Here is a 22,134-nt window from a genome sequence, read left to right as displayed (position 1 = left end):
AGGTGACGATGCGCGACGCGCGGAACGTGTCGGCGACAATCGCGGGTACCTGCACGTTCATCGCCCAGGTCTGGCCGGGGTCGGCCTGCGCCCCGAACTTGAAGCCGGCCATGAAGATCACGTTTTCGAGCCTGGGCAGCTTCTTCACGGCGTCAGCATTGAGGAGGTCGCAGACCATTGTGTCGATGCCCTTCTCCTCCAGTTCCTCGCGCAGGCCGGGCGAGGAGAACCGCGCCACCGCGACGACCCGCTTCGATGGCGCGGCGCGCTTCGCCATGCGCGCAAGCGTCGGCCCAATCTTGCCGCCGACACCAAGGATCATGATGTCGCCAGGTACCTGCTCGAGATCGCGAACAAGTTCCGGGGAGGGCGAAGACATGAAGTCGTCGAGAAGCGCCTCGCTCTCGAAGGACCGCGGGAGCGGGTCGATGATGGACATGCTATATCCTGTCTGCTGTCGTTCACATTGGCGCCCTGCACGCAGGGCGCCAATGCACATGCCAATTACGCCGTGACTTCCGGGCGGCGATCCTTCCAGGGCATTTCCTGCTCGAGCACGGCAGCGAGAGCCAGGATCGTGGCCTCGTCGCCATAGCGGGCCGACGCCTGCACGCCGATCGGCACGCCGCTCCTGGACATGCCGAGCGGGAGAGACATGGCCGGCTGCCCGGACATGTTGAAGGGGAATGTGAAAACCGCATCCGTCCACTTTGCGTTGTAGCGGTCGAGGTCGGTCTCCGACATGTCGTAGTAGCCGACGGGGCGCGGCAGATGGGTCAGGGTAGGCGTCAGATAGATGTCATAGGCGTCGAGATCGCGCGCGATCGCGCGTCCCATCTGGCGCACCGCCTCCACGTCGGAGATGTGACGGACGCCGCTGGTGGCACGGCCGCGCTCGATGATCGCCCATGTGACGGGCTCGACGTCGTCCTGCGTTACCGGACGCCCCACCACCGCAGAGAGCCACTCGAAGATCGCGGCGGTCTGGACGCAACTCATATGTGTGTAGGTCTTCCAGGCATCGTCCGCGTCGAGGGCCAGGTTGTGCTCTTCCACATCATGTCCGAGCCGCGCCAGCACCTTCACCGTGTCCAGCACCACCTGCTTGACCTCGGGATCGATGGGACGGCCGTCGGGAGGTGTGACCGAATAGCCGATGCGCAGCTTTGCCGGCGCGCGCCGGGAAAGCTCGAGCCAGGTCTCAGCCGGGACGGGCGGCTGGTACGGATCGCCGGGGAGGGCGCCCGCCACCGCATCCAGATAGGCGGCGCTGTCGCGCACCGTGCGGGTGTTGGCGAAGAAATAGGCGCCGCCGTGCCAGACGTCCGCAACCGGCGCCAGGGTGATGCGTCCGCGCGAGGGTTTTAGGCCAAGCACGCCGCAGCAGGAGGCTGGGACGCGTATGGACCCCGCGGCATCGCTCGATTCTGCGAGTGGCACCATCCGGGCGGAGACTGCGGCGCACGAGCCACCGCTCGACCCGCCTGCGGTCAGGTCCGCCCGCCAGGGGTTCACCGTCGCGCCGTAGAGCTTCGGCTCAGTCGAGATCGACCAGCCGTTTTCGGGTGCATTCGACTTACCGACGAGCAGGAACCCTGCCTTCTTCAGACGCGTCACCACTTCGGCATCGGAATCGTCCACGACATCTTTGAGATAGTAGGAGGAGTTCGTGTTCGGCGCGCCCTTCCAGGAGGTTGCGAGTTCCTTGAGCAGGTAGGGGACACCGGCAAATGGCGCTTGCCTGTCCACCGTCTTGGCGGCGTCTCGGCCCATGTCATAGAGCTTGTGGATGACCGCGTTGAGCGTTGGGTTCACCTGCTCGATGACGCTGACAGCCGCCTCGACCAACTCGATCGGCTGCACCTCGCCCTTGCGCACCAGTTCGGCGAGCGCCAGACCGTCCGATTCGACGTAGGTCCGCTGCAAACTCTCCGTTACCGCCATTTTCCCCTCCCTCCGTTGATGATGAAATCGGCGCCGCGCTCAGCGACCATGATGACGGTCGCCATGATGTTGCTGGCGACAACATCAGGGAAGACCGAGGCATCGCAGACCCGCACAAAGCCGGAGAGATGCTAATCAGAATCGCACAGGCCGTCAACCAACTGGTTGGTTTGTATCGGCATCGTAGCGCCGTTCGTGCGGGCTACTCCTCGAAGCGACCCGTGGCGTCACGATCGCGGTCGTATCGTCTTTTGAGCGGAAACGGCGGCAACCAGGACTCGCGGCGGACGGTCCAGAGTTCGTAGGTTGGCCTCAGTTGGTCGGGAGCATCGAGGGATCCTAGGTTCACTTCGATTTCGTCCGCGCTGCGTGCGAAGACGGACGAGCCGCAGCGGGGACAGAAAAACCGCCCGCGGTAGTCGCGTGTTTCGCCATCGATCGTCACCGCATCCTGAGGGAATATCGCGGAAGCGTGAAAAAGGGCGCCATGATGCTTGCGGCAGTCGAGACAGTGACAAAGGCCGACCCGGTAGGGGCGTCCCGACGCCACGATTCGGACGTTGCCGCACAGGCAACCGCCGGTGAAACGGTCCATGCTGCGTCTCCTCCAAGATCAAGCGGTCGGAATGGCTACAACCTACAGCATTGCTGTTGCAATTGTCCGCTGCGGGCGGGACTCGTCGTTCTCCCTAGCGGGCCAGCCGAAGGTCTTCGGCTGGGTGTCGGCGCGACGAGCAGGCGCTTCTGAGGAAGCACGGCATCGTCTGAAGTCCGCTTTCCACGCTGTCCTGTCATAAATGATCGTTTCTCGAGCTTCCGCTCGCCACCAAATGTAGACATTCAGATTTGTATGCGATGGCGCATGCGCAACGGCGATCAAATGGCCGCGTTTGGAATCGGTCATAGGAGAAGGTCTTTGTGGGAGAACGCATGGATCCTGTCGGAAAAGCCCTGTGGCTCATCGAGAGCCGCTTCGCGCAAGCCATCTCGCTGTCAGCGGTAGCGGATGCGAGCGGCGTCTCGCGCTTTCATTTGTCCAGAGCTTTCGGGGCCGCGACCGGCCGCACCGTCATGGGATATCTCCGCAGCCGCCGTTTGGCCGTGGCTGCGCGAGCGCTTTCGGGCGGCGCACTAGACATTCTAACCGTGGCACTCGAGGCAGGTTACGGCTCCCATGAGGCTTTCTCTAGGGCCTTCCGCAACCACTTCGGCCTCACGCCCGAGCAGGTGCGCGCCCAAGGTCATCTCGAAAATCTAGAACTTTTGGAGCCGATCAGGATGGATCACAACCTTCTCGTTGAGCTGGAAGCTCCTCGCATGGAGGACGGCCAAGCCCTGTTAATTGCTGGCCTTGGCGGCCGCTATACTTTCGAGACCAACGAGGGCATTCCGGCGCAGTGGCAGCGTTTCGGGCCCTTTATTGGTAACATTCCAGGGCAGGTCGGCTGGACGACCTACGGAGTTTGCTGCAACAGCGACGATGCGGGCAGTTTCGAGTACATCTGCGGTGTGAAGGTCTCTGACTTCTCGGATATATCCACGGAGTTGAGCCGTATACGAATTCCCGCTCACCGTTATGTGGTGTTCACACACCGAGGGCATATCTCGACGATCCGGAGCACCGTCTATACGATCTGGAACAAGTACCTGCCGGAGGCGGGTCTCGAGGTGGCGGATGCGCCAGACTTCGAGCGCTATGACGAGCGTTTCGACCCCGAGAGCGGCTCCGGTGAGGTCGAAATCTGGATTCCGATCAACTGATCGGTCGAGCGGACTTCAAGTCGGCGGGCGTATCTTCGCCGCCGACACCGCAAAGGCCGGCTTCCACACTCTCCAGACCTTCCCTTCTCAGAAGTGGTCGTTTTGCGGGAACCAGCATTCGTGACCAAAGGACGTCATTTTGGACAGGGCCGCTGATCCTGGCCCGACGTGCCGTGGCATCCTATGTGACACGACCAAATCGGTGCTCCAGGGTGCGGCCGCTGTTGCGCAGAAAGGTCGTTCCGCCGTGAGGGCCGGTCCCCAATCGTGACCGGCCCTACGAAGGGCGACGATTGCCGCCCGTATCGCCGCCGGCCCTTACTCCGCCGGAGCCAGCGACGGATCGGTCGTCTGTGCCTCGCCGGGTTTGACCTTGCCGCGCGAGAAGAGCCTCATGACGAACACAAAGAAGACCGGCACGAAGAAGACCGCGAGCACAGTCGCCGAGATCATGCCGCCGAGCACGGCGGTGCCGATGGCGTTCTGGCTGGCGGCGCTGGCGCCCGAGGCGATCGCGAGCGGAACGACGCCAAGCGTGAAGGCGAGCGAGGTCATCAGGATCGGACGGAAGCGCAGCTTGCATGCTTCGACCGTCGCTTCGATCAGCGACTTGCCTTCGGCGATTAGATCCTTGGCGAACTCGATGATCAGGATCGCGTTCTTGGCTGACAGGCCGATGATGGTGATGAGGCCGACCTTGAAGTAGACGTCGTTCGGCATGCCCGCCCACATGACGGCAATGACGGAGCCGATGACGCCGAGGGGAACGACCAGCATCACGGAAAGCGGGATCGACCAGCTTTCGTAGAGTGCCGCCAGCAGCAGGAAGACAAAGAGGATCGTCAGGCCGACGAGGAACGGTGCCTGGGAACCCGACTGGATCTCCTGCAGCGACTGGCCGGTCCATTCGTAGCCGAAGCCGTTTGGCAACTCGCCTGCGAGCCGTTCCATCTCCGCGATGGCCGCGCCGGACGAGTACCCCGGAGCAGCCGCGCCGCTGATGCGGATGGCGGGATAGCCGTTATAGCCGACGACCTGCGCGGGACCCTTGCGCCAATCCACCTTGGCGAAGGCCGAGAGCGGCACCATGCCGCCATTGGCGTTTCGGACGTGGAGGTTGAGCAGGTCCTCGGTCTGCATCCGCTTGTCCTTGTCGGCCTGGACGGTCACGCGCTGCATGCGGCCGGCATTCGGAAAGTCGTTCATGTAGCTCGAGCCGAGGCTGGCCGAGATCGTGGAGTTGATGGAGGCGAAGGAAACGCCGAACGTGTTGGCCTTCTCGCGATCGATGATGAGATCGATCTGCGCGGTATCCGGCATGCCCTCGATGCGCAGGCCGGCGAGGACGGGGCTCTTGGCAGCAGCCTCCATGAGTTGGGCGCTCGCCGCCGAGAGCGCTTCCTGTCCAAGCCCGCCGCGATCCTGCAATCGGAAGGCGAAGCCGTTGGATGTTCCGAGACCCTGGATGGGTGGCGGCGATAGGGCGAAAGCCATCGCGTCCTTGAGTTGGAAAAGCGCACCGTTGGCCCTGTTGGCGATCGCCGTTGCGGAGTTTTCCGCGTCACGCTCCTCCCAGTCCTTGAAGGTGATGAAGGCAAGTCCGGCATTCTCACCCGCCCCGGCGAAGCTGAAGCCGTTGATGAAGGCCGTCTGGTTCACCGCGCTCTCGCCAGCGAAGATCCCCTGAATCTGGTCGATAATGCCGATGGTCCGGTTGCTGCTCGCTTCCGGCGGACCCTGGATGTCGACGATGATAAAGCCCTGGTCTTCATTCGGCAGGAACGACGAGGGCAACTGCAGGAAAGACCAGCCGAGACCGGCCAGCAGTGCCGCATAGATGACCATGAAGCGTCCGGCGCGTCCGACGATCCAGTGCGTGGAAGCGCCGTAGCCCTTCGTGGTCTTGTCGAAGCCGCGATTGAACCAGCCGAAGAAGCCGCGCTTCTCGTGATGCCCGGCCTTGATGGGCTTCAGGAACGTCGCACACAGCGCCGGGGTCAGCGACAGAGCGAGGAAGCCCGAGAGGAGGATCGAAACGACCATCGTCAGGCTGAACTGCTGGTAGATGACGCCGACCGCACCCGGGAAGAAGGCCATCGGCACGAACACCGCCGTGAGCACCAGCGTGATGCCGATGATCGCGCCGGAAATCTGCGTCATCGCCTTGCGGGTGGCCTCTCTTGGCGAGAGGCCTTCCTCGGCCATGATGCGCTCGACGTTCTCGACCACGACGATGGCATCGTCCACGAGTATGCCGATGGCCAGCACCATGGCGAACATGGTCAAAACGTTAATTGAGAAGCCGGTTGCCAGCATCACCGCGCAGGTGCCGAGTAGCGCCACGGGAACGACGAGTGTCGGGATGACCGTGTAGCGGAAGTTCTGCAGGAACAGGAACATGACCGCGAAGACGAGGAGAATGGCCTCGATCAGCGTATGCAGCACCTTCTCGATGGAGACGGCCACGAAGGGCGACGTATCGTAGGGGATCACGTACTCGATGCCGGCGGGGAAGAACTCGGCGAGTTCCGCCATCTTCGCGCGCACCGCCTCGGACGTCGCCATGGCGTTCGCCGTCGGCGCAAGCTGGATACCGATGCCCGCTGCAGGCTTCCCGTTGATGCGTGTCCCGAAGTTATACGATTCCGCCCCGACCTCGATGCGTGCCACATCGGACAACCGGACCGTGGAGCCGTCCGGGTTCGCGCGCAGGATGATGCGCCCGAACTCCTCCGGCGACGACAGTTGCCCGCGAACGAGCACGGTCGCCGTGATCGACTGATCCACGGGGTTGGGCTGCGCGCCAATACGACCGGCGGCGACCTGCGCGTTCTGGGACCGGACAGCGTTGGCGATATCGTCCGTGGTGAGGTTCAGACCGACCATCTTGTCGGGGTCGATCCAGATGCGCATGGCGCGCTGCGAGGCGAAGACCTGCGCCCGTCCGACGCCGTCGATGCGGCGCAACTCGCCGACCACGTTGCGATTGAGATAATCGCCCAGCCCCACCGCATCGACCGTGCCGTCCGTGGATACCAGCCCTACCATCATCAGGAAGCCGCTACCGGCCTCCTGGACGTAGACGCCCTGGTTCAGCACGATCTCCGGAAGGCGCGGCTCGACGCGTTTGATCGCGTTCTGCACGTCGACCGAAGCCTCGCTTGGCTTCGTGCCCGGCTCGAATGTCGAGGTGATGGAGATGAGACCGGAGGAATCCGACGTCGATTCAAAATAGAGCAGACCATTGACGCTGTTGAGCTCGTCTTCGATCAGGCGGGTGACGCTCTGATAGATCTCCTCCGGCGAGGCGCCGGGATAGGTCGCGTAGACGCTGATCTGAGGCGGCGCAACATTCGGATATTGCGAGACGGGGAGCATCGGAAGGGAGATGATCCCCGCCAGCATGACGAAAATCGCGACGACCCAGGCAAAGATCGGGCGTCCAATGAAAAACTGAGCCATGTTCGCGCCTTAGCCTTGCTTGTCCTGACGGGGCGTTTCGGCGGTGGTGCTGTCCTTGGCACTCCACACTTCCGGGTTGACCTGGGCGCCGGGCCGCAGCTTCTGGAAACCTTCCACCACGACCTTCTCGCCCCCATTCAACCCGTCCTCGATGACGACGCGATCGGCGAGCGTACGTCCGACGCGGACCTTGCGCAGTTCGGCGACGTTTTCGGCATTCACCAGATAGACCTGCGATGCGCCCCCGGCATCGCGCTGGACCGCCTGCTGCGGAATGGCGATCGCCGACTTTTCAATGCCCTGCTCGATAAGGACGCGGACATAGAGACCCGGCAGAAGGTCGCCTTTTGGATTGGGAACCTCGGCGCGCATGGTCACCTGTCCGGTGGTCGGGTCGACCGTGGCTTCCGAAAACAGAAGCCGTCCGGTTTGCGGATACTCGCTGCCGTCGTCCATGTGGATGCGCACGCTGGCCTCTCCAGGTGCCGGACTGTCGAGGACGCCGGCCTCTAGCGCTTGGCGCAGCCGCAGCAGTTCCATCGACGACTGCGTGAAGTCGATATAGACGGGGTCGAGTTGCTGCACGGTCGCCAGGCTTTCGGCGCTGCTCACAAGCGCGCCTTCGGTGATCATGGCGCGGCCGATCCGCCCGGCGATCGGGGCTTTGACCTCTGCATAGGCAAGGTTGAGCTTTGCCGCCGCCAGACCACTCTGTGCAGCCGCGACATCCGCGTCGGCCTGCGCGAGTGCTGCGACGGCGCTGTCCTGCTGCTGGACACTGGTGATGTTACGTTCGCGCAACTCGTTCTGCCGGTCCGCCTGTTGACGCGCCAACAAGTGCGTGGCCTGCGCACGCATCAGCGTCGCCTGCGCTGCGTCCACCTGCACACGGAACGGCTCGGGATCGATGCGGTACAGGACATCGCCCTGTTCGACGAAGCTGCCCTGCTCGAAGACACGTTCGACCACGATGCCCGATATGCGGGGACGCACTTCCGCGATCCGCGTCGGCGCGACCCGTCCCGGCAGCTCATTCGTTACAGCAAGCTGTTCAGGCTTCACCTCTACGACGCTGACCAGCGGCGGAGGCGGCGCGGGAGGCGGGGGAGTGTTGCCCTGGGATTCGCTGCAGGCGACGACCAACGAAAGCAGCGTCAGCGTAGATGCCAGCCGTGCTGGATACGAAAGGGCCTTCATGAGATCAGTCCTGGCTTGCGGCGTCCGGGAGGACGCAACTGTTTGAAAAAATGGTTCTATTGATTGTTGGTCGTCAGTTGATGCGAGTTGCTCGAGCGGCGACGAGCGAATGGTCCGGCGCCGAGACCAGGGCCTCGATGCCGCGCAGTATCTGGGTGCGTTCGGGCTCGGTCCACGCGAGAAGTCCGAGAAACTCCAGAGTCCTCAGGCCTTCGACGGCGAGAAATGCAAGAAGTGCCGCCTGTGGATTGGTCGAGGTCTCCAGGATGGCCGCCACCTCCTTGCGATAGGCTTCATGCATCGAGCCTAGCAATTCAGCGTCCTGCGCCAGTGCCGAGCACAGGTTGATCGCCACAGCCCGTGTATCGTCGGGCATCGAATTGGATGCGACGGCTATGCGTCCTCGAATATGCGCATCCGGCACCGCGCCGAGATTCTGGATCGCTTGGCGTAGCGTCGCGTGTTCCTCTGCGACGCGGCGTTCGATCACGGCCTTGATCAGAGCCTGCTTCGACTTGTAATCGTAGATCACACTCGCCTTGCTGATCCCTGCCTCTATTGCGACGGCATCGAGCGTCAGTCGCGCCGCGCCATCCCGCGCAACAACGACTTCGGCGGCGTCTAGGATCTTATCCTGATCGATCACCCTAGGTCGGGACATTCCGGCGCCTCATAATAACCGAACGGGCGGTTATTAAATGTGCGGTGCAGCAATTGTCAACCCAAGTCGAAAATCCAAGACGACGTCAAGCGGCGAATGGCCGAGTCGGCACTCGAGATCCAGACGCAGATCGACGCGCGCCAATCGCGCCAAGCTTTGATCGGGGCCCCGATGCTGGCCGCCGATGTGGCGTCCGCGGAGATTGGAACATTATACCGACGACGTGAGTTGCGCCGGAACACCCGCCGGACGCGCCAGCGGGTCACTGAAGAATGGCGGGGCGGCACCCATGATCCGGGTGTGAGCAGTTCCTTCGGAAAAGACATGTTGGAGTGGATCGCGCAGCACCAACAAGTGATTACCGCGCTGACTGGACTGGGAACGCTGATCGTATGGGTGGTCTACCTGCAGGTGTTCGTCAGCAGTTATCGCAGACAGCTTCGGGCCACGCTGCTCATCACCCGAGGGGCGGGAGACGGACTGGAGGCGCGGTGTTTGCTAAGCAACATGAGTTCGGGACCCGTTTACGTCCAAAGCGTGCTCGTGACACTCGGAACTCCCAAGAATACGTTCGTCTCCCCGGTCACCGATATGCCCGGATCGGAAAACGGGGCATCCGCCGATCTCCGGGAGCGAACCCGGCAAGGTCCCCTGGCGAGCGGTGAAACACGGGACATAGGGTCTTTTAGAAACCTCATCGAACACGCACTCCGCGGAACTCAGGTGGGTTCAAATGACGGGATTGCCTCTCTGGCGATCAGACTCGTTACGGTCGAGGTGGTTGGCATCTATGGATCGGAGGATCTGCCCATCGGCGCACGCCGGTGCTTCCTCGTGGTTGAAGAGAAGGGCCAATTGCGAGTTCGGGGGCAGGCACTCAAGACGCAACAGATCAGAGCGCGCGGCCAGAGGAGAAGACTTTTGATCGATCTCGCACGCGACCGCTAGTTTAGCGTCCCACTGTCGGTGGACATCTGGCATCCTCAGCGCCCCATCTTTGGAGTTTCCTTAGGCTGGTTTCCACGTGCTATCAGGCGGGCAAGCGGAGACGAACGCGTGATCCTGACCAATCAAGATGTTTTCGAACTGACGGCGTTTCGCAGGAAACTGCACCAGCATCCAGAGATATCGAACGAAGAGGAGAAGACTGCGAAGGAGGTCGTTTCCTTTCTTGCCGACTCAAGGCCGGACCAGGTGCTCACCGGGCTAGGTGGCCACGGTGTCGCTGCCGTCTATGACAGCGGCGAGGCGGGACCGACGGTGATGTTCCGTTCGGAGTTGGATGCGCTGCCGATCCACGAACTCACCGGTGTGGAGCATTCATCGCTCGTGCCCGGCAAATCACACATGTGCGGCCATGACGGGCACACTGCGATCCTTGCGGCGCTCGGCCGTCTGTTCGGGCGCGAACGACCTGGACGAGGCCGCATCGTACTGATGTTCCAACCGGCGGAGGAGACTGGCGACGGTGCCGCCGGCGTGGTCGCCGATCCCCGTTTCGGCGAGATCGCGCCGGACTTCGCCTTCTCGCTTCACAATCTCCCGGGGGTGCCTTTCGGCGAAGTGCGATTGAAAGACGGGGTCGTGAACTGCGCGTCACGCGGCATGCGCATCGTTCTGGAGGGCATGACTGCTCATTCCTCGATGCCGGAGACAGGGATCTCGCCAATGCTGGCCGTGAGTGAACTGATGCCGGCTCTTCCAGGCCTGGGGAGGGGAACCTTCGGCGATGACGACTTCTGCATGATCACCGTGACCCATGCGTCGATGGGGGAAGCGGTATTCGGCGTCGCTCCTGGACGCGCGGAGGTCCGGGCTACGCTGCGAACCCGCCGCGATGACAACATGGCCAGTCTGTGCGCCGCAGCCGAGGGTCTCGTTGCCCGGACTGCGGCCGCCCACCAATTGTCCTGCGAGATCGACTATCACGAGATCTTCGTTGCCAGCGTCAACGCACCAGAGGCAGTGGAGCACCTGCGGCGAGCTCTCGATGAGGAGGGAGTTCGCCATAACGAGGAAGCGCTTCCAATGCGTGCCTCGGAAGACTTCGGACTGTTCGGGCACAGTGCGAAGTCCGCGATGTTCTTCCTGGGTGCCGGCGAGCGCCATCCGGCGTTGCACAATCCAGACTACGACTTTCCGGACGATTTGATCCAGATCGGCGCACGCGTGTTCATGCGGGCCGCGCGTAATCTTCTAGGCTGATGACGGCCCAACAGACTTCGGGGACATCGCCGAGCAGGCGGTAGGTGTCTGACGCTCATCCAGCCGGCCCCCGAATAGGATCGCTGGGATTCCAGCCTGCTCGAACACCCGGTCGGGAAGTGACGCGTAGGTCGTGCCTACCGAACCGATACCGAGCACTAGAATAGGTCGGGAGCTTCATCACGTCAGGGATTGCGTGGAGGCCCGAATCCGTAAGATTCCAGGATGGCCTGTCCCTTGTCGGACAGGATGAAGTCGGCGAAGGCCTTGCCTTCTGCACGCTCGCTCAACACCACCAGACCGTAGTCGGCGCCGACCGCTAGCTCATCCGGGATGCCGACGACCCGCAGGCCCGGCATCTCGGCGGCAGCGATCACAGCGTTTGTGCAGTAGGTCAGGAAGATGTCCGCCTGCTTCTCCTCCATGACCCAGCCATAGTCCGACCGGTCGGTCGCGGGCTTCGGGGAATCCGGTCCGCCGGTCAGCTGAAGCGCCTTGGCCTTGAGAGTCTCGGCGGCACCTGCTTGGATCGCCTCGGCCTTGTCGAACAGTTCCCAGGCATAGTCGCCGGAGGGATCAGCCTTGGGTGTCGATGTTCCCACCTTGACTGTGGGATCGAGCATTCGCTCGAGCAGATTGTCGCCCGACACCGGGATGTCAGGCTGGACGAGAGCGCAGAGCGTGTTGCGCGCGAAGGGCCGCACCTCAAGGCCGCGCTTGTCGGCAATTGCCTGGGGGTGTTCAAGGTTGGCGGACGCGAACACGTCGGCTTCCTCTCCGCCTATGATTCGCTCGCGCAGGAGGCCCGAGGCGCCGAAGCCCGCTTCGACCGGAACTCCGCTCGTATCGGAAAAGGCTTTTCCGATGTCGGTCATGGCGGCCTTGAGGCTGCCTGCAGCAAGCAACTTGATCGGCTCCGCTGCCTGGGCGGAGCCTGTGATCAAAAGGGACGCCAAGGCGAGAATGGCAGCGGCTCGCATCCGCACCTCCCGTCGTCAGCTAGCTGATGCGTTCGGGAAGAAGAGCTGCTGGCCGTTGATCTTGTAATCGGCGATCGCCTTCTGGCCCTCAGGGGAGACGAGCCAGTCGATGAATGCCTGGCCCTGCTCGGCCTTCACATGCGGGTGCTTCGCCGGGTTTACCAGAATGACACCGTACTGGTTGAAGAGCTTGGGATCGCCTTCGACCACGATCTCCAGCGGTCCCTTATTCTCGAATGACAGCCATGTCGCCCGGTCAGTGAGGGTGTAGGCAGGCATCTGCGCGGAGGTGTTGAGCGTCGGGCCCATTCCGGTGCCGAGTTCGCGATACCAGTCTCCGGAAGGCTTGACCCCGGCCTGCTTCCAGAGCGCCAGTTCGGCCTTGTGCGTGCCGGAATCGTCGCCGCGCGAAGTGAAGGTGGCACCTGCCTCGGAGATCTTCTTCAGCGCGGCCACAGCGTCGTTGCCGCCTTTGATGCCGGCAGGATCCTCACCCGGGCCCACGATCACGAAGTCATTGTACATGACTTCCTTGCGTTCGACGCCAAAGCCCTCCTTCACGAACTCCTCCTCGGCGGCCTTGGCATGGACGAAAACCACGTCTGCGTCACCGCGGCGACCCGTCTCGAGCGCCTGGCCAGTGCCTTGCGCGATAACCCGAACCTCGATCCCGGTCTTTTCCTTGAAGATCGGCAGGATGTGCCCGAAGAGACCCGACTGCTCGGTGGACGTGGTCGAGGCCACGGTGATGAAGTCCTGGGCGCTGGCCAGCCCTGGCAGCGAACTCAGGGCGATCGCGCCCGCGACAAGCACGCTTCTCATGAAGCTCATGGTTATTTCTCCCTCTGAAGAAGCGGGCTCACCACAATAGTTCGCCCTTGATGAAGGCGCGCGCGGCTTCCGACCGCGGGCGCTCGAAGAACTCTTCGGCCGGTGTCTGCTCAAGCAGCCGGCCGTGATGCAGAAAAAGGACCTGATCGGCGAGACGCCGTGCCTGACCGAGGTCGTGAGTCGTCATCACGATCGTCATCCCGTCGGCATGAAAGGCCTCGATCATCTCTTCGACCGCGCGAGTGGCAGCGGGATCAAGCGCCGAGGTCGGCTCGTCGAGAAATAGCACCTCCGGATCGAGAGCCCACGCCCGTGCCATTGCCAGACGCTGCTGCTCTCCTCCGGAAAGGATCCGCGCAGGCCGGCGTGCCAACTCGGCAAGTCCAAAGCGGGCGAGCGCCTCGCTCGCCCTTGCCTGACGATCAGCCGAGGAGAATCGGGTGAGACTCAGCGCATGAACAACATTGGCAAGCGCCGAGCGGCGGAGCATCACCGGCCGCTGGAACACCATCGCGTGCCGCTTGCGGCCATTGACCTGGGCTGCGCCGTTCCAGGTCACGGAGCCCGAACTGGGCTGAAGAAGGCCGTGGCAAAGCCGCAGGGTCAGGCTCTTGCCGGCGCCATTTGGCCCCATGATGATCGTGCGCGTGCCACGGGCAACCACAAACGAGACGTTGTCCACGAGAGCGCGCCCTCGGATGACATATGTCAGGCCATCGGCACGAAGGGGGAGAATAGAGAAGCTGCCATGCATCGCGCTCACCCAGCCGCCTTCTGCGCCAGGCGTCCGGTGACATAGGCCGCCGCGTTTAGTGACAGGGTGATCCCCAGCAGAATAATGCCGAGACCGAGTGCCAGCGCGAGATCACCCCGGCTCGTCTCCAGCGCGATGGCGGTTGTCATCGTGCGGGTGTAGCCCGCGATGTTGCCGCCAACGATCAGGATTGCTCCTACCTCAGCGCTTGCACGGCCGAAACCCGCCAGGATCGCCGTGATCAGGCTGAAGCGCCCATCCCACAGCAACGTCGGGATCGCTTGAAGGCGGGATGATCCGAGTGAGCGCAACTGCTCTTCGTACTCGCCCCAGAGATCCTCGACGACCTGGCGTGTCAGCGAGACGATGATCGGCGTGATCAGCAGCGTCTGCGCCACGATCATCGCCGACGGCGAGAACAGGATTCCCAGCCAGCCCAGCGGGCCGGAGCGCGACAGCATCAGGTAGACGGCGAGGCCGGCAACAACGGGCGGAAGGCCCATCAGGGCGTTGAAGGTGACGACCAGGAAGGATCGCCCAGGAAAGCGCGCCAGCGCCAGCGCCGCGCCGAGCGGAAGTCCGATGATGGCGGAGACCAGCAACGCCGTGAGCGTGACCGCCAGCGACAAAACCACGATCTCGCCCAGAACGGCGTCGCCGCTCAGGATGAGATTCAATGCGGTTGTGAAGGCGTTTTCCTGCTGCATCACGCAATCCCTTGCGTGAATTATCACTGCCAATTACAGTCTCGCAAGGTGCGGAAATTTTGCAGTCTATTGCATCGAAGTGCAGCCTCAATGAAGTGGATGGAATACCTCACGACGTCCGAGGTCGCGGCCTATCTGCGGGTGAAGGAGCGGACCGTCTATGACCTGGTCGCGCGGAAGGCGATCCCGTGCTCCAGGGTGACCGGGAAGCTGATCTTCCCGCGCCGCCTGATCGACCGTTGGCTGGATGCGAACGTCCACATTGTCGAGAGTTCGGTGCTTTCTCCACCGCCGATCTTCGGCGGATCGAGTGATCCTCTCCTCGAATGGGCGCTCCGGGAATCCCACTGCGGGCTGGCCACGCTGTTCGAGGGAAGCAGCGCCGGGCTGAAGCGCTTCGCCGAGGCGCAGGCGCTCGCGGTTGGACTGCATCTCCGGAATCCGGAGGACGACGGTTTCAATACCGCGGCCGTCCGGTCCCTGTCCGGTGTTCACGACCTGCTGCTCATCGAATGGGCGGAGCGCGACCAGGGGCTCGTGGTCTCACGCGGTAACCCGCTTGGTCTCCGCAACCTAGTCGACACCGTCGAGAAGCGGGCCTGTTTTGTCGTTCGCCAAGAGGGTGCGGGAGGACACCTGCTGTTCAATGCGCTGCTTGAACAGGAGCAGGTTGATCCTTCGGGCTTCCTCTTCGCCGAGCGCCCCGCCCTGACGGAAACGGATGTTGCTTCCGCAGTGGCCGACGGAGAGGCGGATTGCGGCTTGGCCGTCGGCGCGGTGGCGCGACGCTTCGGCCTGGAATTCGTACCGCTCCAGCGCGAGCGTTTCGACATCGTCTGTCGCCGCCGAGACTATTTCGAGCCGCCGCTCCAAAAGCTGTTCGCGTTTGCAAGAACTCCTGCATTCGCCGAGAAAGCCAAGCAGTTGGGGTACTATGCGGTCGAGGGTACCGGAACCGTCCGGTTCAATGCCTAATCAAGCACAATCATTCGGCCGAGTTCGCGCCGGTCATCAACCCACCCTGCACGTCGGGATCGAGGCGATGCTCGCCGCGGCCGGCGCCTGGCTGACGCCTCCCGTAAACGCGAAACTCTGAACCGACGCAGTCCTACGCGCAGAAGCAGCGCAGCATGGCTTGGGAGTCGCACAGATGAAGAGACGCAGATCTGTCCTCCTGCAAGCCGGAGCGGCCTTGGCGTCCATTGGCGCAGTCATGACCTCGGCGAATTTCGCTGCCGCGCAGCGCTAATGCCGGCGCGCCGACCCGGGAATGGCGGCGAGCAATTGCTTGGTGTAGTCGTGCTGCGGATTGAGGAAGATGTCGCGCGTCGGTCCCATTTCGACGACTTCGCCGAACCGCATCACCGCCATATCGTCGCAGACCTGCGCGGCGACGTGCAGGTCGTGCGTGATAAACAGCATCGCGAGATTGAGCCGCCGTTTCAACTCGTCGAGCAGCCTCAACACTTGCGCCTGCACGGTGACGTCGAGGGCCGAGACTGCTTCGTCAGCGACCAGCACGTCCGGTTCCAGCGCCAGCGCGCGCGCAATGCCGACGCGCTGGCGCTGCCCGCCGGAAAACTCGTGCGGCAGGCGGTCCGCTGCGCGGGCGTCGAGCCCGACGAGTCCGAGCAGCGTGCGCGCCTTGTCGAGCGCTACGCGCCGCGCCACGCCGCGCGCGATCGGGCCGTCGGCGATGCTCAAGCCCACCTTGCGGCGCGGATTGAGGGACGAGAAGGGATCCTGGAACACCATCTGGATGCGGCTGCGCTGCTGCCGGAGTTCTTCGCCGCGCAAGGCGCAGTAATCCTGGCCGCCGAGTTCGATCCCGCCGGAATCCGCTTCGCTGATGCGCGTGACTAGCCGCGCTACGGTCGATTTTCCCGAACCCGACTCGCCGACCAGCCCGAGCGTGCGGCCGCGCCTGATCTCGAAACTCACATTCTTCACCGCACGCACGGTGCGGATCGCTCCGAACATGCCGGCCTTGGAGCGGTAAGACTTGTTGAGGTTGGTGACCGCAAGCGCGACCGGCTGTTCCGGCTCGGCCGGCCGGATCGCCGGCGTCCCGGACGGCACCGCCGCGAGCAGCGCCCTTGTGTAGGGATGTTGTGGGCTGCTGAGCACCTCCCGCGCCGTCCCCTGTTCGACCACGAGACCCTTCTCGAGCACCAGCACCCGGTCGGCAATGTCGGACACCACGCCGAAATCGTGGGTGATGAAGATCACCGCCATGTTCCGCCGCTGCTGAATCTCACGCATCAGCTTGAGGATCTGCGCCTGCGTCGTGACGTCGAGCGCCGTGGTCGGTTCGTCGGCGATCAGCAGCGCCGGTTCGAGCGCCAGCGCCATGGCGATCATGGCACGCTGCCGCTGGCCGCCCGACAACTGGTGGGGATAGGCCTTGATCGCCCGTTCGGGATCGGCGAGTTGCACCTCGCGCGCCAGGTCGAGCGCCCGCGCGCGCCGCTCGGCCGGCGAAAGCAGGTCGTGCGCCTCGAACACTTCCATGATCTGGTCCTCGACGCGCATCGACGGGTTGAGCGCGGTCATTGGTTCCTGGAAGATCATGGCGACGCGGCGTCCCCGCAGCGTGCGCAGCGTTGCCGCGTCCACGCTGATCAGGTCGATGCCGTCGAACAGCGCAGCGCCGCGCTCCACGCTGATGGCGCGTGGCAGCAGGCCCATCAGGGCCTGCGCGCAGAGCGACTTGCCGGAACCCGATTCGCCGACGATGCACAGGATCTCGCCGGCCGGCAGGTCGAAGCTCAGGTCGGCCAGTGCATAGTCCCGGTCGGCGCCGCGCGGCAGCCGCAGCGCCAGGTGCCGCACGGATACGGTCGGTGCCGTCTCGGGAGCGGTCGTCTCCATCATCAGTATCCCAGCGCGATACCGTCCTTCCGGTGGTCGGAGGCGCCCCAGAGGACGCCGCGATCGTGGTCTATCCAGATCGCCTGGCAGCCGCCGAGCGGCTCGTCGGCCCAGCGCGTGCGGTGGCCGCGCGCTTCCAGGCCGGCCCGGGTGGCGTCCGAAATGGTCGTCTCGAGGCTGATCGCGCCGTCAGTGAAGAAGCTGCGCGGCTGGTCCGAGGCGGCCTGGATGTCGAGCCCGCGGTCGAGCACCTGCGACAGGATATGGACGTGGCCGGTCGCCTGGTACTGGCCGCCCATGACGCCGAACGAGCCGACGGTGCGACCGTCCTTGCACACCAGCGCGGGGATGATCGTATGGAACGGCCGCTTGGCCGGCGCAATGGCGTTCGGATGCCCCCGTGAGAGCGAGAATCCGGTGCCGCGGTTCTGCATCAGCACGCCAGCCTTCTTTGCGTAGATGCCGCTGCCGAAGGCGAAGAACAGCGAGTTGATCAATGAGACCGCGTTGCCGTCTCGGTCTACGACGCTGACATAGACCGTGTCGCGGTGGACCGGCATGTCGGCGCGTGCGACCTGCGAGGCCTGGTCGCGGGAGATGCGTGAACGCAGCGTCTCGATGTTGGCGTCGGACAGCACCTCCTCGACGCTGACGGTCATGGCGGCGGGATCGGCGATCAGCGCGTCGCGCTGCCGATAGGCCTCCTTGGTGGATTCGGCCAGCAGGTGTATGCGATCGACCTCGGTCAGCGCCGGGTCGGCGAGATCGAAGCCGTCGAGCAGCCTGGCTACGATCAGTGCCGCCAGTCCCTGGCCGTTGGGCGGGGATTCCGCCAGCACGTGATCGCGGTAGCCGGCCGAGATCGGTCCGGTCGTCTCGCAGGCGAACGAGGCGAAATCGTCCGCGCTATGCAGTCCGCCCAGCGCTTTCAGCGTCGCCACCATGTCGTCGGCGACTTCTCCCTCGTAAAAGGCGTCGCGGCCCTCCTTGGCGATCCTGCGCAGCGTTCTGCCGAGCGTCGGGTTGCTCAGCCGGTCGCCGGTCACCGGCGACTGACCGCCGGGCAGGAACTGTGCGGCCGCATCGGCATGGGCGGCGACGCGGTTGGCGTAGCGCCGCCAGTCATGCGCCACGCGCGGCGTGATGGTGAAACCGTTTTCGGCGGCCTCGATCGCCGACGCCAGGATGCGGTCGAGTCCCAGCCGTCCGTGCTCAGTGTTCAGTCTGCACCAGGTGTCGACGGCGCCCGGAACCGTCACCGCATGCACGGAATTATCGGGGATCGCCGTCCAGCCCTTCGCCAGGTAGGCGTCCAGCGTCGCGGCCCGCGGCGACCGGCCCGATCCGTTGTAGGACACCATCTGGCCGCCGGCCGGCGCGTAGAGCGCGAAGCAGTCGCCGCCGATTCCGGTCATGTGCGGGTCGACAACGCATTGCAGCGCGACTGCGGCGATCGCCGCGTCGACGGCCGTGCCGCCGGCCTTCAGGACTTCGACCGCGGCCAGGGTCGCCTGCGGGTGCGAGGTTGCGGCCATGCCGTTCTCGGCGAGGGCCACCGATTTGCCGGGCACCATGAAATTGCGGTCATGCATGAGGTTTCTCGATCGTTGGGTTGTTGCGCTGGTCGGCCGCCGCCGCGCGGTTGCAGACGATGGTCACGTCGGAGTGCTTCTGCAGAAAAGGAGGCGGGGTTGTGCAGGCTGACTTCGCCTTCGAGGGGGCTGGCCAGCGCTTAGCCTTGACGTAGCGGAACAGCGGGAGCCGCTGCGGCACTGTCGCGGGCAGGGCGCTCATCCCCCTGCCTCCGCCGCGTCGGTACCCGGTAGGAGATCGTAGCCTGCGGTCTGGAACAGGTTTTCGTACAGCAGGTCGAGGCTGCTCGCGATGGTGCCGTAAAGCGCGGCGCGGCTGCCCAGCCGGCTGATCGTGCACTCGGGCGGCGTCGGCATGCAGAGCGGCAGAAAATGCCGGACGCGGTCGAGCAACTCGGTCCGCGCGCCGATGCTGCCGCCGAGCACCACGCGCTCAGGGTCGACGATCGCCGATACCGCCAGTATCGCTTCGGCAAGCGTGCGGGCCACCTCGTCGAGCGTGGCGCCGGCGATGCGGTCGCCGCCTTCGATGCGGTCGATGATCTGGCGGACGGTCAGGCCCGGCTGGCCGCCCGCACCTTCGTAGCGGTCACGGATCGCGGCGCTGCCGATCATCGTTTCGAGGACGCCGGAATGGAAGGTGCGGGCATCGTAGCCGCTCGCACCCACCGGCAGCGTCGCGATCTCGCCCGCCGCGCCGCGCGCGCCGCGCAGGATGCGGCGCTCGTTTATGATGCCCATTCCCACCCCGGTGCCGAGCGCGATGAACACGAAATTGTCGATGCCCTTGCCTTCGCCCATCCACAACTCGCCCTTGGCGGCCATGTTGACGTCGTTGCCGACCGCCACGTCGAAGGTCACCAGGGCTTCCAGTTCCTTGGCGAAGAAGGACCCTTCCAGGCCGGCGATGTTGGGCACCATGAACAGCCGCTTCGAGCGCAGGTCGAAAGCGCCGGGAATGCCCACGCTGCCGACCAGCACCCGGTCGGCCGGCAGCCCGGCGCGGCTGGCCAGCGTCGCATTGATGCGCGCCAACTGTTCGATAACGTGCCGTCCGCCCCTTGCGTCCGTCGGCTCGACCAGTTCCGAGACAATCCTGCCGCGCATGTCCGCCAGTGCCGCCTGGATCTTGGTGCCCCCGACATCGGCCCCGAAGACCAGCGCGCGGTCGGCGCATACCTCATAGATGGCCGCGCTGCGTCCAACCGCGCCCTGCGTCCGGCCGGCCATCTGCACCCAGCCGCCATCCTCGAGGTGACGGAAGACCTCCGACATCGTCTGCTTGGACAGTCCGGTCAGCCTCGCGAGTTCGGCGCGCGACACCGCGCCCCGGTCGAGCAGGATGCGGACGACCGTGCGGAGCGTGATCTGCCGGGACGTCGCAAGCGAGGATAGGTCGGCCATGAAGGGCGGAACTTAAATTAGTCAATGTATCGCACAAATGAGCCAACAAATCGTTCGGCGTCAAGCCGGTGGACTGTAAAATATACTGAGCTCTCCAGCGGAATCGAAACGGTTAGACTTCGGGGCCATGTTACATTCGTTCGCTATCTTTACAAAAAGATACGCGTGTGTTTGGCTGCCCGCGGAGGAGGAGACGGGTGCGTGGCGCATTCGTAAAAGGGAGGAAAACCAAACATGACGGTATCGACAAAGCTGACGATCCTGGCGGGGCTGATGGCGATCTCGATGGCATCGGCAAGCGCCGAGACGCTGCGCGTCGGCCTGCAGGACGACCCGGATACGTTGGATCCGGCGACCGGCGGCACCTATACCGGCCGCATCGTGTTCGCCGCACTATGCGACAAACTGGTCGACATCAACGAGAAGCTCGAGATTGTGCCCCAACTTGCAACCGAGTGGTCGTGGAACGACAGCAACACCGAATTGACGCTGAAGCTGCGCGAGGGCGTGACCTTCCACGACGGCACGCCGTTTGACGCCGCAGCCGTCAAGGCCAACATCGAGCGCATGCAGACGCTTAAGGAATCCAAGCGCCGCTCCGAACTGTCCCCCATCAAGCAGGTCGAGGTCGTCGATCCCACCACGGTAGTGCTGAAGCTCGAAACACCGTTTGCCCCGCTGCTCTCGGTCCTCACCGACCGCGCGGGGATGATGGTGTCGCCGTCGGCCGGGAGCTCGACCGACGAATTCTCTGCCAATCCCGTGTGTTCCGGTCCCTATCAGTTCGAGAGCCGCAGCGCGCGCGACAAGATCAGCATCAAGAAGTATCCCGGCTACTGGAACGCCGGCGAGATCGGCTACGACGCGATTGAATACCAGATCATTCCCGATTCCACCGTACGCCTGTCGCGCATCCAGGCCAGCGATCTCCAAGTGGCCGAGCGCATCGCACCCACTGATCTCGAGGCGATCCGTTCCAACGCCAATCTTGCGCTCCACACCTCGGCCGGCCTCGCTGTTTCGCACCTCTTCATCAATGTACGCCCGGACTCCAAGGGCGTGCTGGCCAACAAGCCGGAACTGCGCAAGGCGCTTGAGCTGTCGCTCGACCGCAACGCCATCAACAAGGTCGCCTTCAACGGTGAATTCACCGCCGACAACCAGATGATTCCTCCGTCCAGCGTCTATCACAGCGCCAAGCACCCGATGCCGGAGCGGGACGTCGATGCGGCCAAGAAGCTTATCGAGGAATCTGGCGTCTCGAATCCGACCGTTGAGATCACCTACGAGAACTCGCTGACCGACGGCCGCGTTGCGCAGATCATTCAGTCAATGGCGCAGGAGGCAGGCTTCACGGTCAATCTGCTTCCACTTGAGACGTCGTCCGCCATCGAGCGCTACCTTGCCGGCAATTTCGAGCTCTACATCGGCAACTGGAGCGGCCGCGCCGATCCGGACCCGACGCTCTACACCTTCTTCGGCACCGGCGGCTCCCAGAACCTGAATGGCTATTCGTCGCCGAAACTGGACGAGGTGCTGATCGCGGCGCGCAAGGAGCTCAACGCCGATCCACGCAAGGTTCTCTACGAGCAGGCGGCCGACATCTACCTGAACGATCGCCCGACCATTCCGCTGTACCACCCGACGTGGTTCTATGGCGCCCGGGCTTCGGTCAAGGGGATCTCGATCTATCCGGACGGTATCCTGCGCGTCACCGGCGTCAAGCCGGCATCGAACTAAGCCGACCGCCGCGCCCGATCGCCCG

19 protein-coding genes and 1 pseudogene are annotated in these 22,134 nt (G+C 63.8%); 5 read left to right on the top strand and 15 right to left on the bottom strand.

Annotated elements, in window-relative coordinates; genetic code table 11:
- Nucleotides 1-22: 22 nt before the first annotated feature.
- The 4 genes and pseudogenes from HUI96_RS29595 to HUI96_RS24150 all read right to left on the bottom strand — a co-directional run.
- A pseudogene (locus HUI96_RS29595) lies at nt 23-277 on the bottom strand (epimerase); the annotation flags it as partial.
- Nucleotides 278-504: 227 nt separating this feature from the next.
- Nucleotides 505-1,944 carry an amidase gene (locus HUI96_RS24160; RefSeq protein WP_188257266.1) on the bottom strand — a complete coding sequence of 480 codons (1,440 nt, stop codon included), beginning with the start codon at nt 1,942-1,944 and terminating at the stop codon, nt 505-507.
- Nucleotides 1,935-2,060 carry a GMC oxidoreductase gene (locus HUI96_RS24155; RefSeq protein WP_188257265.1) on the bottom strand — a complete coding sequence of 42 codons (126 nt, stop codon included), beginning with the start codon at nt 2,058-2,060 and terminating at the stop codon, nt 1,935-1,937. Before HUI96_RS24155 ends, HUI96_RS24160 begins: the two co-directional genes overlap by 10 nt.
- A gap of 86 nt (nt 2,061-2,146) precedes the next feature.
- Complete coding sequence (locus tag HUI96_RS24150) at nt 2,147-2,539, bottom strand: GFA family protein (RefSeq protein WP_188257264.1); 393 nt, start codon at nt 2,537-2,539, stop codon at nt 2,147-2,149.
- Nucleotides 2,540-2,874: 335 nt separating this feature from the next.
- Here HUI96_RS24150 and HUI96_RS24145 point away from each other — a divergent pair, with 335 nt between their 5' ends.
- A complete protein-coding gene (locus HUI96_RS24145; RefSeq protein ID WP_188257263.1) occupies nt 2,875-3,705 on the top strand; it encodes an AraC family transcriptional regulator in 831 nt (276 codons plus the stop codon).
- 318 nt (nt 3,706-4,023) lie between these two features.
- Here the strand turns inward: HUI96_RS24145 and HUI96_RS24140 are convergent, their stop codons facing one another.
- From HUI96_RS24140 to HUI96_RS24130, 3 genes are all read right to left on the bottom strand, one after another.
- Nucleotides 4,024-7,167 carry an efflux RND transporter permease subunit gene (locus HUI96_RS24140; RefSeq protein ID WP_188257262.1) on the bottom strand — a complete coding sequence of 1,048 codons (3,144 nt, stop codon included), beginning with the start codon at nt 7,165-7,167 and terminating at the stop codon, nt 4,024-4,026.
- A gap of 9 nt (nt 7,168-7,176) precedes the next feature.
- On the bottom strand, nt 7,177-8,364 hold the full coding sequence (locus tag HUI96_RS24135; RefSeq protein WP_188257261.1) for an efflux RND transporter periplasmic adaptor subunit: 1,188 nt from the start codon (nt 8,362-8,364) through the stop codon (nt 7,177-7,179).
- 73 nt (nt 8,365-8,437) lie between these two features.
- Nucleotides 8,438-9,025: a TetR/AcrR family transcriptional regulator gene (locus tag HUI96_RS24130; protein WP_188257260.1), complete on the bottom strand. Its 588-nt coding sequence runs from the start codon at nt 9,023-9,025 to the stop codon at nt 8,438-8,440.
- Between the two features lie 96 nt (nt 9,026-9,121).
- On the opposite strand from HUI96_RS24130, the gene HUI96_RS24125 reads away from it, so the two are divergent.
- Both HUI96_RS24125 and HUI96_RS24120 read left to right on the top strand, forming a co-directional pair.
- Nucleotides 9,122-9,973, top strand: a complete 852-nt coding sequence (locus tag HUI96_RS24125) for a hypothetical protein (protein ID WP_237684338.1) — start codon at nt 9,122-9,124, stop codon at nt 9,971-9,973.
- A 108-nt stretch (nt 9,974-10,081) separates the two neighbouring features.
- Nucleotides 10,082-11,230, top strand: coding sequence for an amidohydrolase (locus HUI96_RS24120; RefSeq protein ID WP_188257259.1), 1,149 nt, complete (start codon nt 10,082-10,084; stop codon nt 11,228-11,230).
- Between the two features lie 185 nt (nt 11,231-11,415).
- Here HUI96_RS24120 and HUI96_RS24115 read toward each other — a convergent pair whose 3' ends face one another.
- From HUI96_RS24115 to HUI96_RS24100, 4 genes are all read right to left on the bottom strand, one after another.
- On the bottom strand, nt 11,416-12,210 hold the full coding sequence (locus HUI96_RS24115; protein ID WP_188257258.1) for a molybdate ABC transporter substrate-binding protein: 795 nt from the start codon (nt 12,208-12,210) through the stop codon (nt 11,416-11,418).
- A gap of 15 nt (nt 12,211-12,225) precedes the next feature.
- Nucleotides 12,226-13,032: an extracellular solute-binding protein gene (locus HUI96_RS24110; RefSeq protein ID WP_210320305.1), complete on the bottom strand. Its 807-nt coding sequence runs from the start codon at nt 13,030-13,032 to the stop codon at nt 12,226-12,228.
- Between the two features lie 37 nt (nt 13,033-13,069).
- Nucleotides 13,070-13,723, bottom strand: a complete 654-nt coding sequence (locus HUI96_RS24105) for an ATP-binding cassette domain-containing protein (RefSeq protein WP_337918607.1) — start codon at nt 13,721-13,723, stop codon at nt 13,070-13,072.
- A 77-nt stretch (nt 13,724-13,800) separates the two neighbouring features.
- Nucleotides 13,801-14,502 carry an ABC transporter permease gene (locus HUI96_RS24100; protein WP_188257256.1) on the bottom strand — a complete coding sequence of 234 codons (702 nt, stop codon included), beginning with the start codon at nt 14,500-14,502 and terminating at the stop codon, nt 13,801-13,803.
- 90 nt (nt 14,503-14,592) lie between these two features.
- On the opposite strand from HUI96_RS24100, the gene HUI96_RS24095 reads away from it, so the two are divergent.
- Nucleotides 14,593-15,477, top strand: coding sequence for a helix-turn-helix transcriptional regulator (locus HUI96_RS24095; RefSeq protein ID WP_210320303.1), 885 nt, complete (start codon nt 14,593-14,595; stop codon nt 15,475-15,477).
- Nucleotides 15,478-15,747: 270 nt separating this feature from the next.
- Here HUI96_RS24095 and HUI96_RS24090 read toward each other — a convergent pair whose 3' ends face one another.
- Genes HUI96_RS24090 through HUI96_RS24075 form a run of 4 tightly spaced genes read right to left on the bottom strand, consistent with a single transcriptional unit; the run spans nt 15,748 to nt 20,369 of the window.
- Nucleotides 15,748-17,376: an ABC transporter ATP-binding protein gene (locus tag HUI96_RS24090; protein WP_237684337.1), complete on the bottom strand. Its 1,629-nt coding sequence runs from the start codon at nt 17,374-17,376 to the stop codon at nt 15,748-15,750.
- On the bottom strand, nt 17,376-18,965 hold the full coding sequence (ggt, locus tag HUI96_RS24085) for a gamma-glutamyltransferase (RefSeq protein ID WP_188257255.1): 1,590 nt from the start codon (nt 18,963-18,965) through the stop codon (nt 17,376-17,378). The genes HUI96_RS24090 and ggt overlap by 1 nt, the downstream gene beginning before the upstream one ends.
- Nucleotides 18,958-19,167 carry a hypothetical protein gene (locus HUI96_RS24080; RefSeq protein WP_188257254.1) on the bottom strand — a complete coding sequence of 70 codons (210 nt, stop codon included), beginning with the start codon at nt 19,165-19,167 and terminating at the stop codon, nt 18,958-18,960. Before HUI96_RS24080 ends, ggt begins: the two co-directional genes overlap by 8 nt.
- Nucleotides 19,164-20,369: an ROK family transcriptional regulator gene (locus tag HUI96_RS24075; protein WP_188257253.1), complete on the bottom strand. Its 1,206-nt coding sequence runs from the start codon at nt 20,367-20,369 to the stop codon at nt 19,164-19,166. The genes HUI96_RS24080 and HUI96_RS24075 overlap by 4 nt, the downstream gene beginning before the upstream one ends.
- 234 nt (nt 20,370-20,603) lie before the next feature.
- Here HUI96_RS24075 and HUI96_RS24070 point away from each other — a divergent pair, with 234 nt between their 5' ends.
- The gene (locus HUI96_RS24070; protein WP_188257252.1) at nt 20,604-22,109 is read left to right on the top strand and encodes an ABC transporter substrate-binding protein; all 1,506 of its coding nucleotides are present in this window, start codon (nt 20,604-20,606) and stop codon (nt 22,107-22,109) included.
- Nucleotides 22,110-22,134: the final 25 nt, after the last annotated feature.

Origin of the sequence: Pseudaminobacter soli (ex Zhang et al. 2022) (assembly GCF_014595955.1) — a bacterium.
Lineage (GTDB): Bacteria > Pseudomonadota > Alphaproteobacteria > Rhizobiales > Rhizobiaceae > Kumtagia > Kumtagia pseudosoli.
Note: the sequence above shows the minus strand (reverse complement) of the source record. Positions and strands in the feature narration are given on the sequence as shown.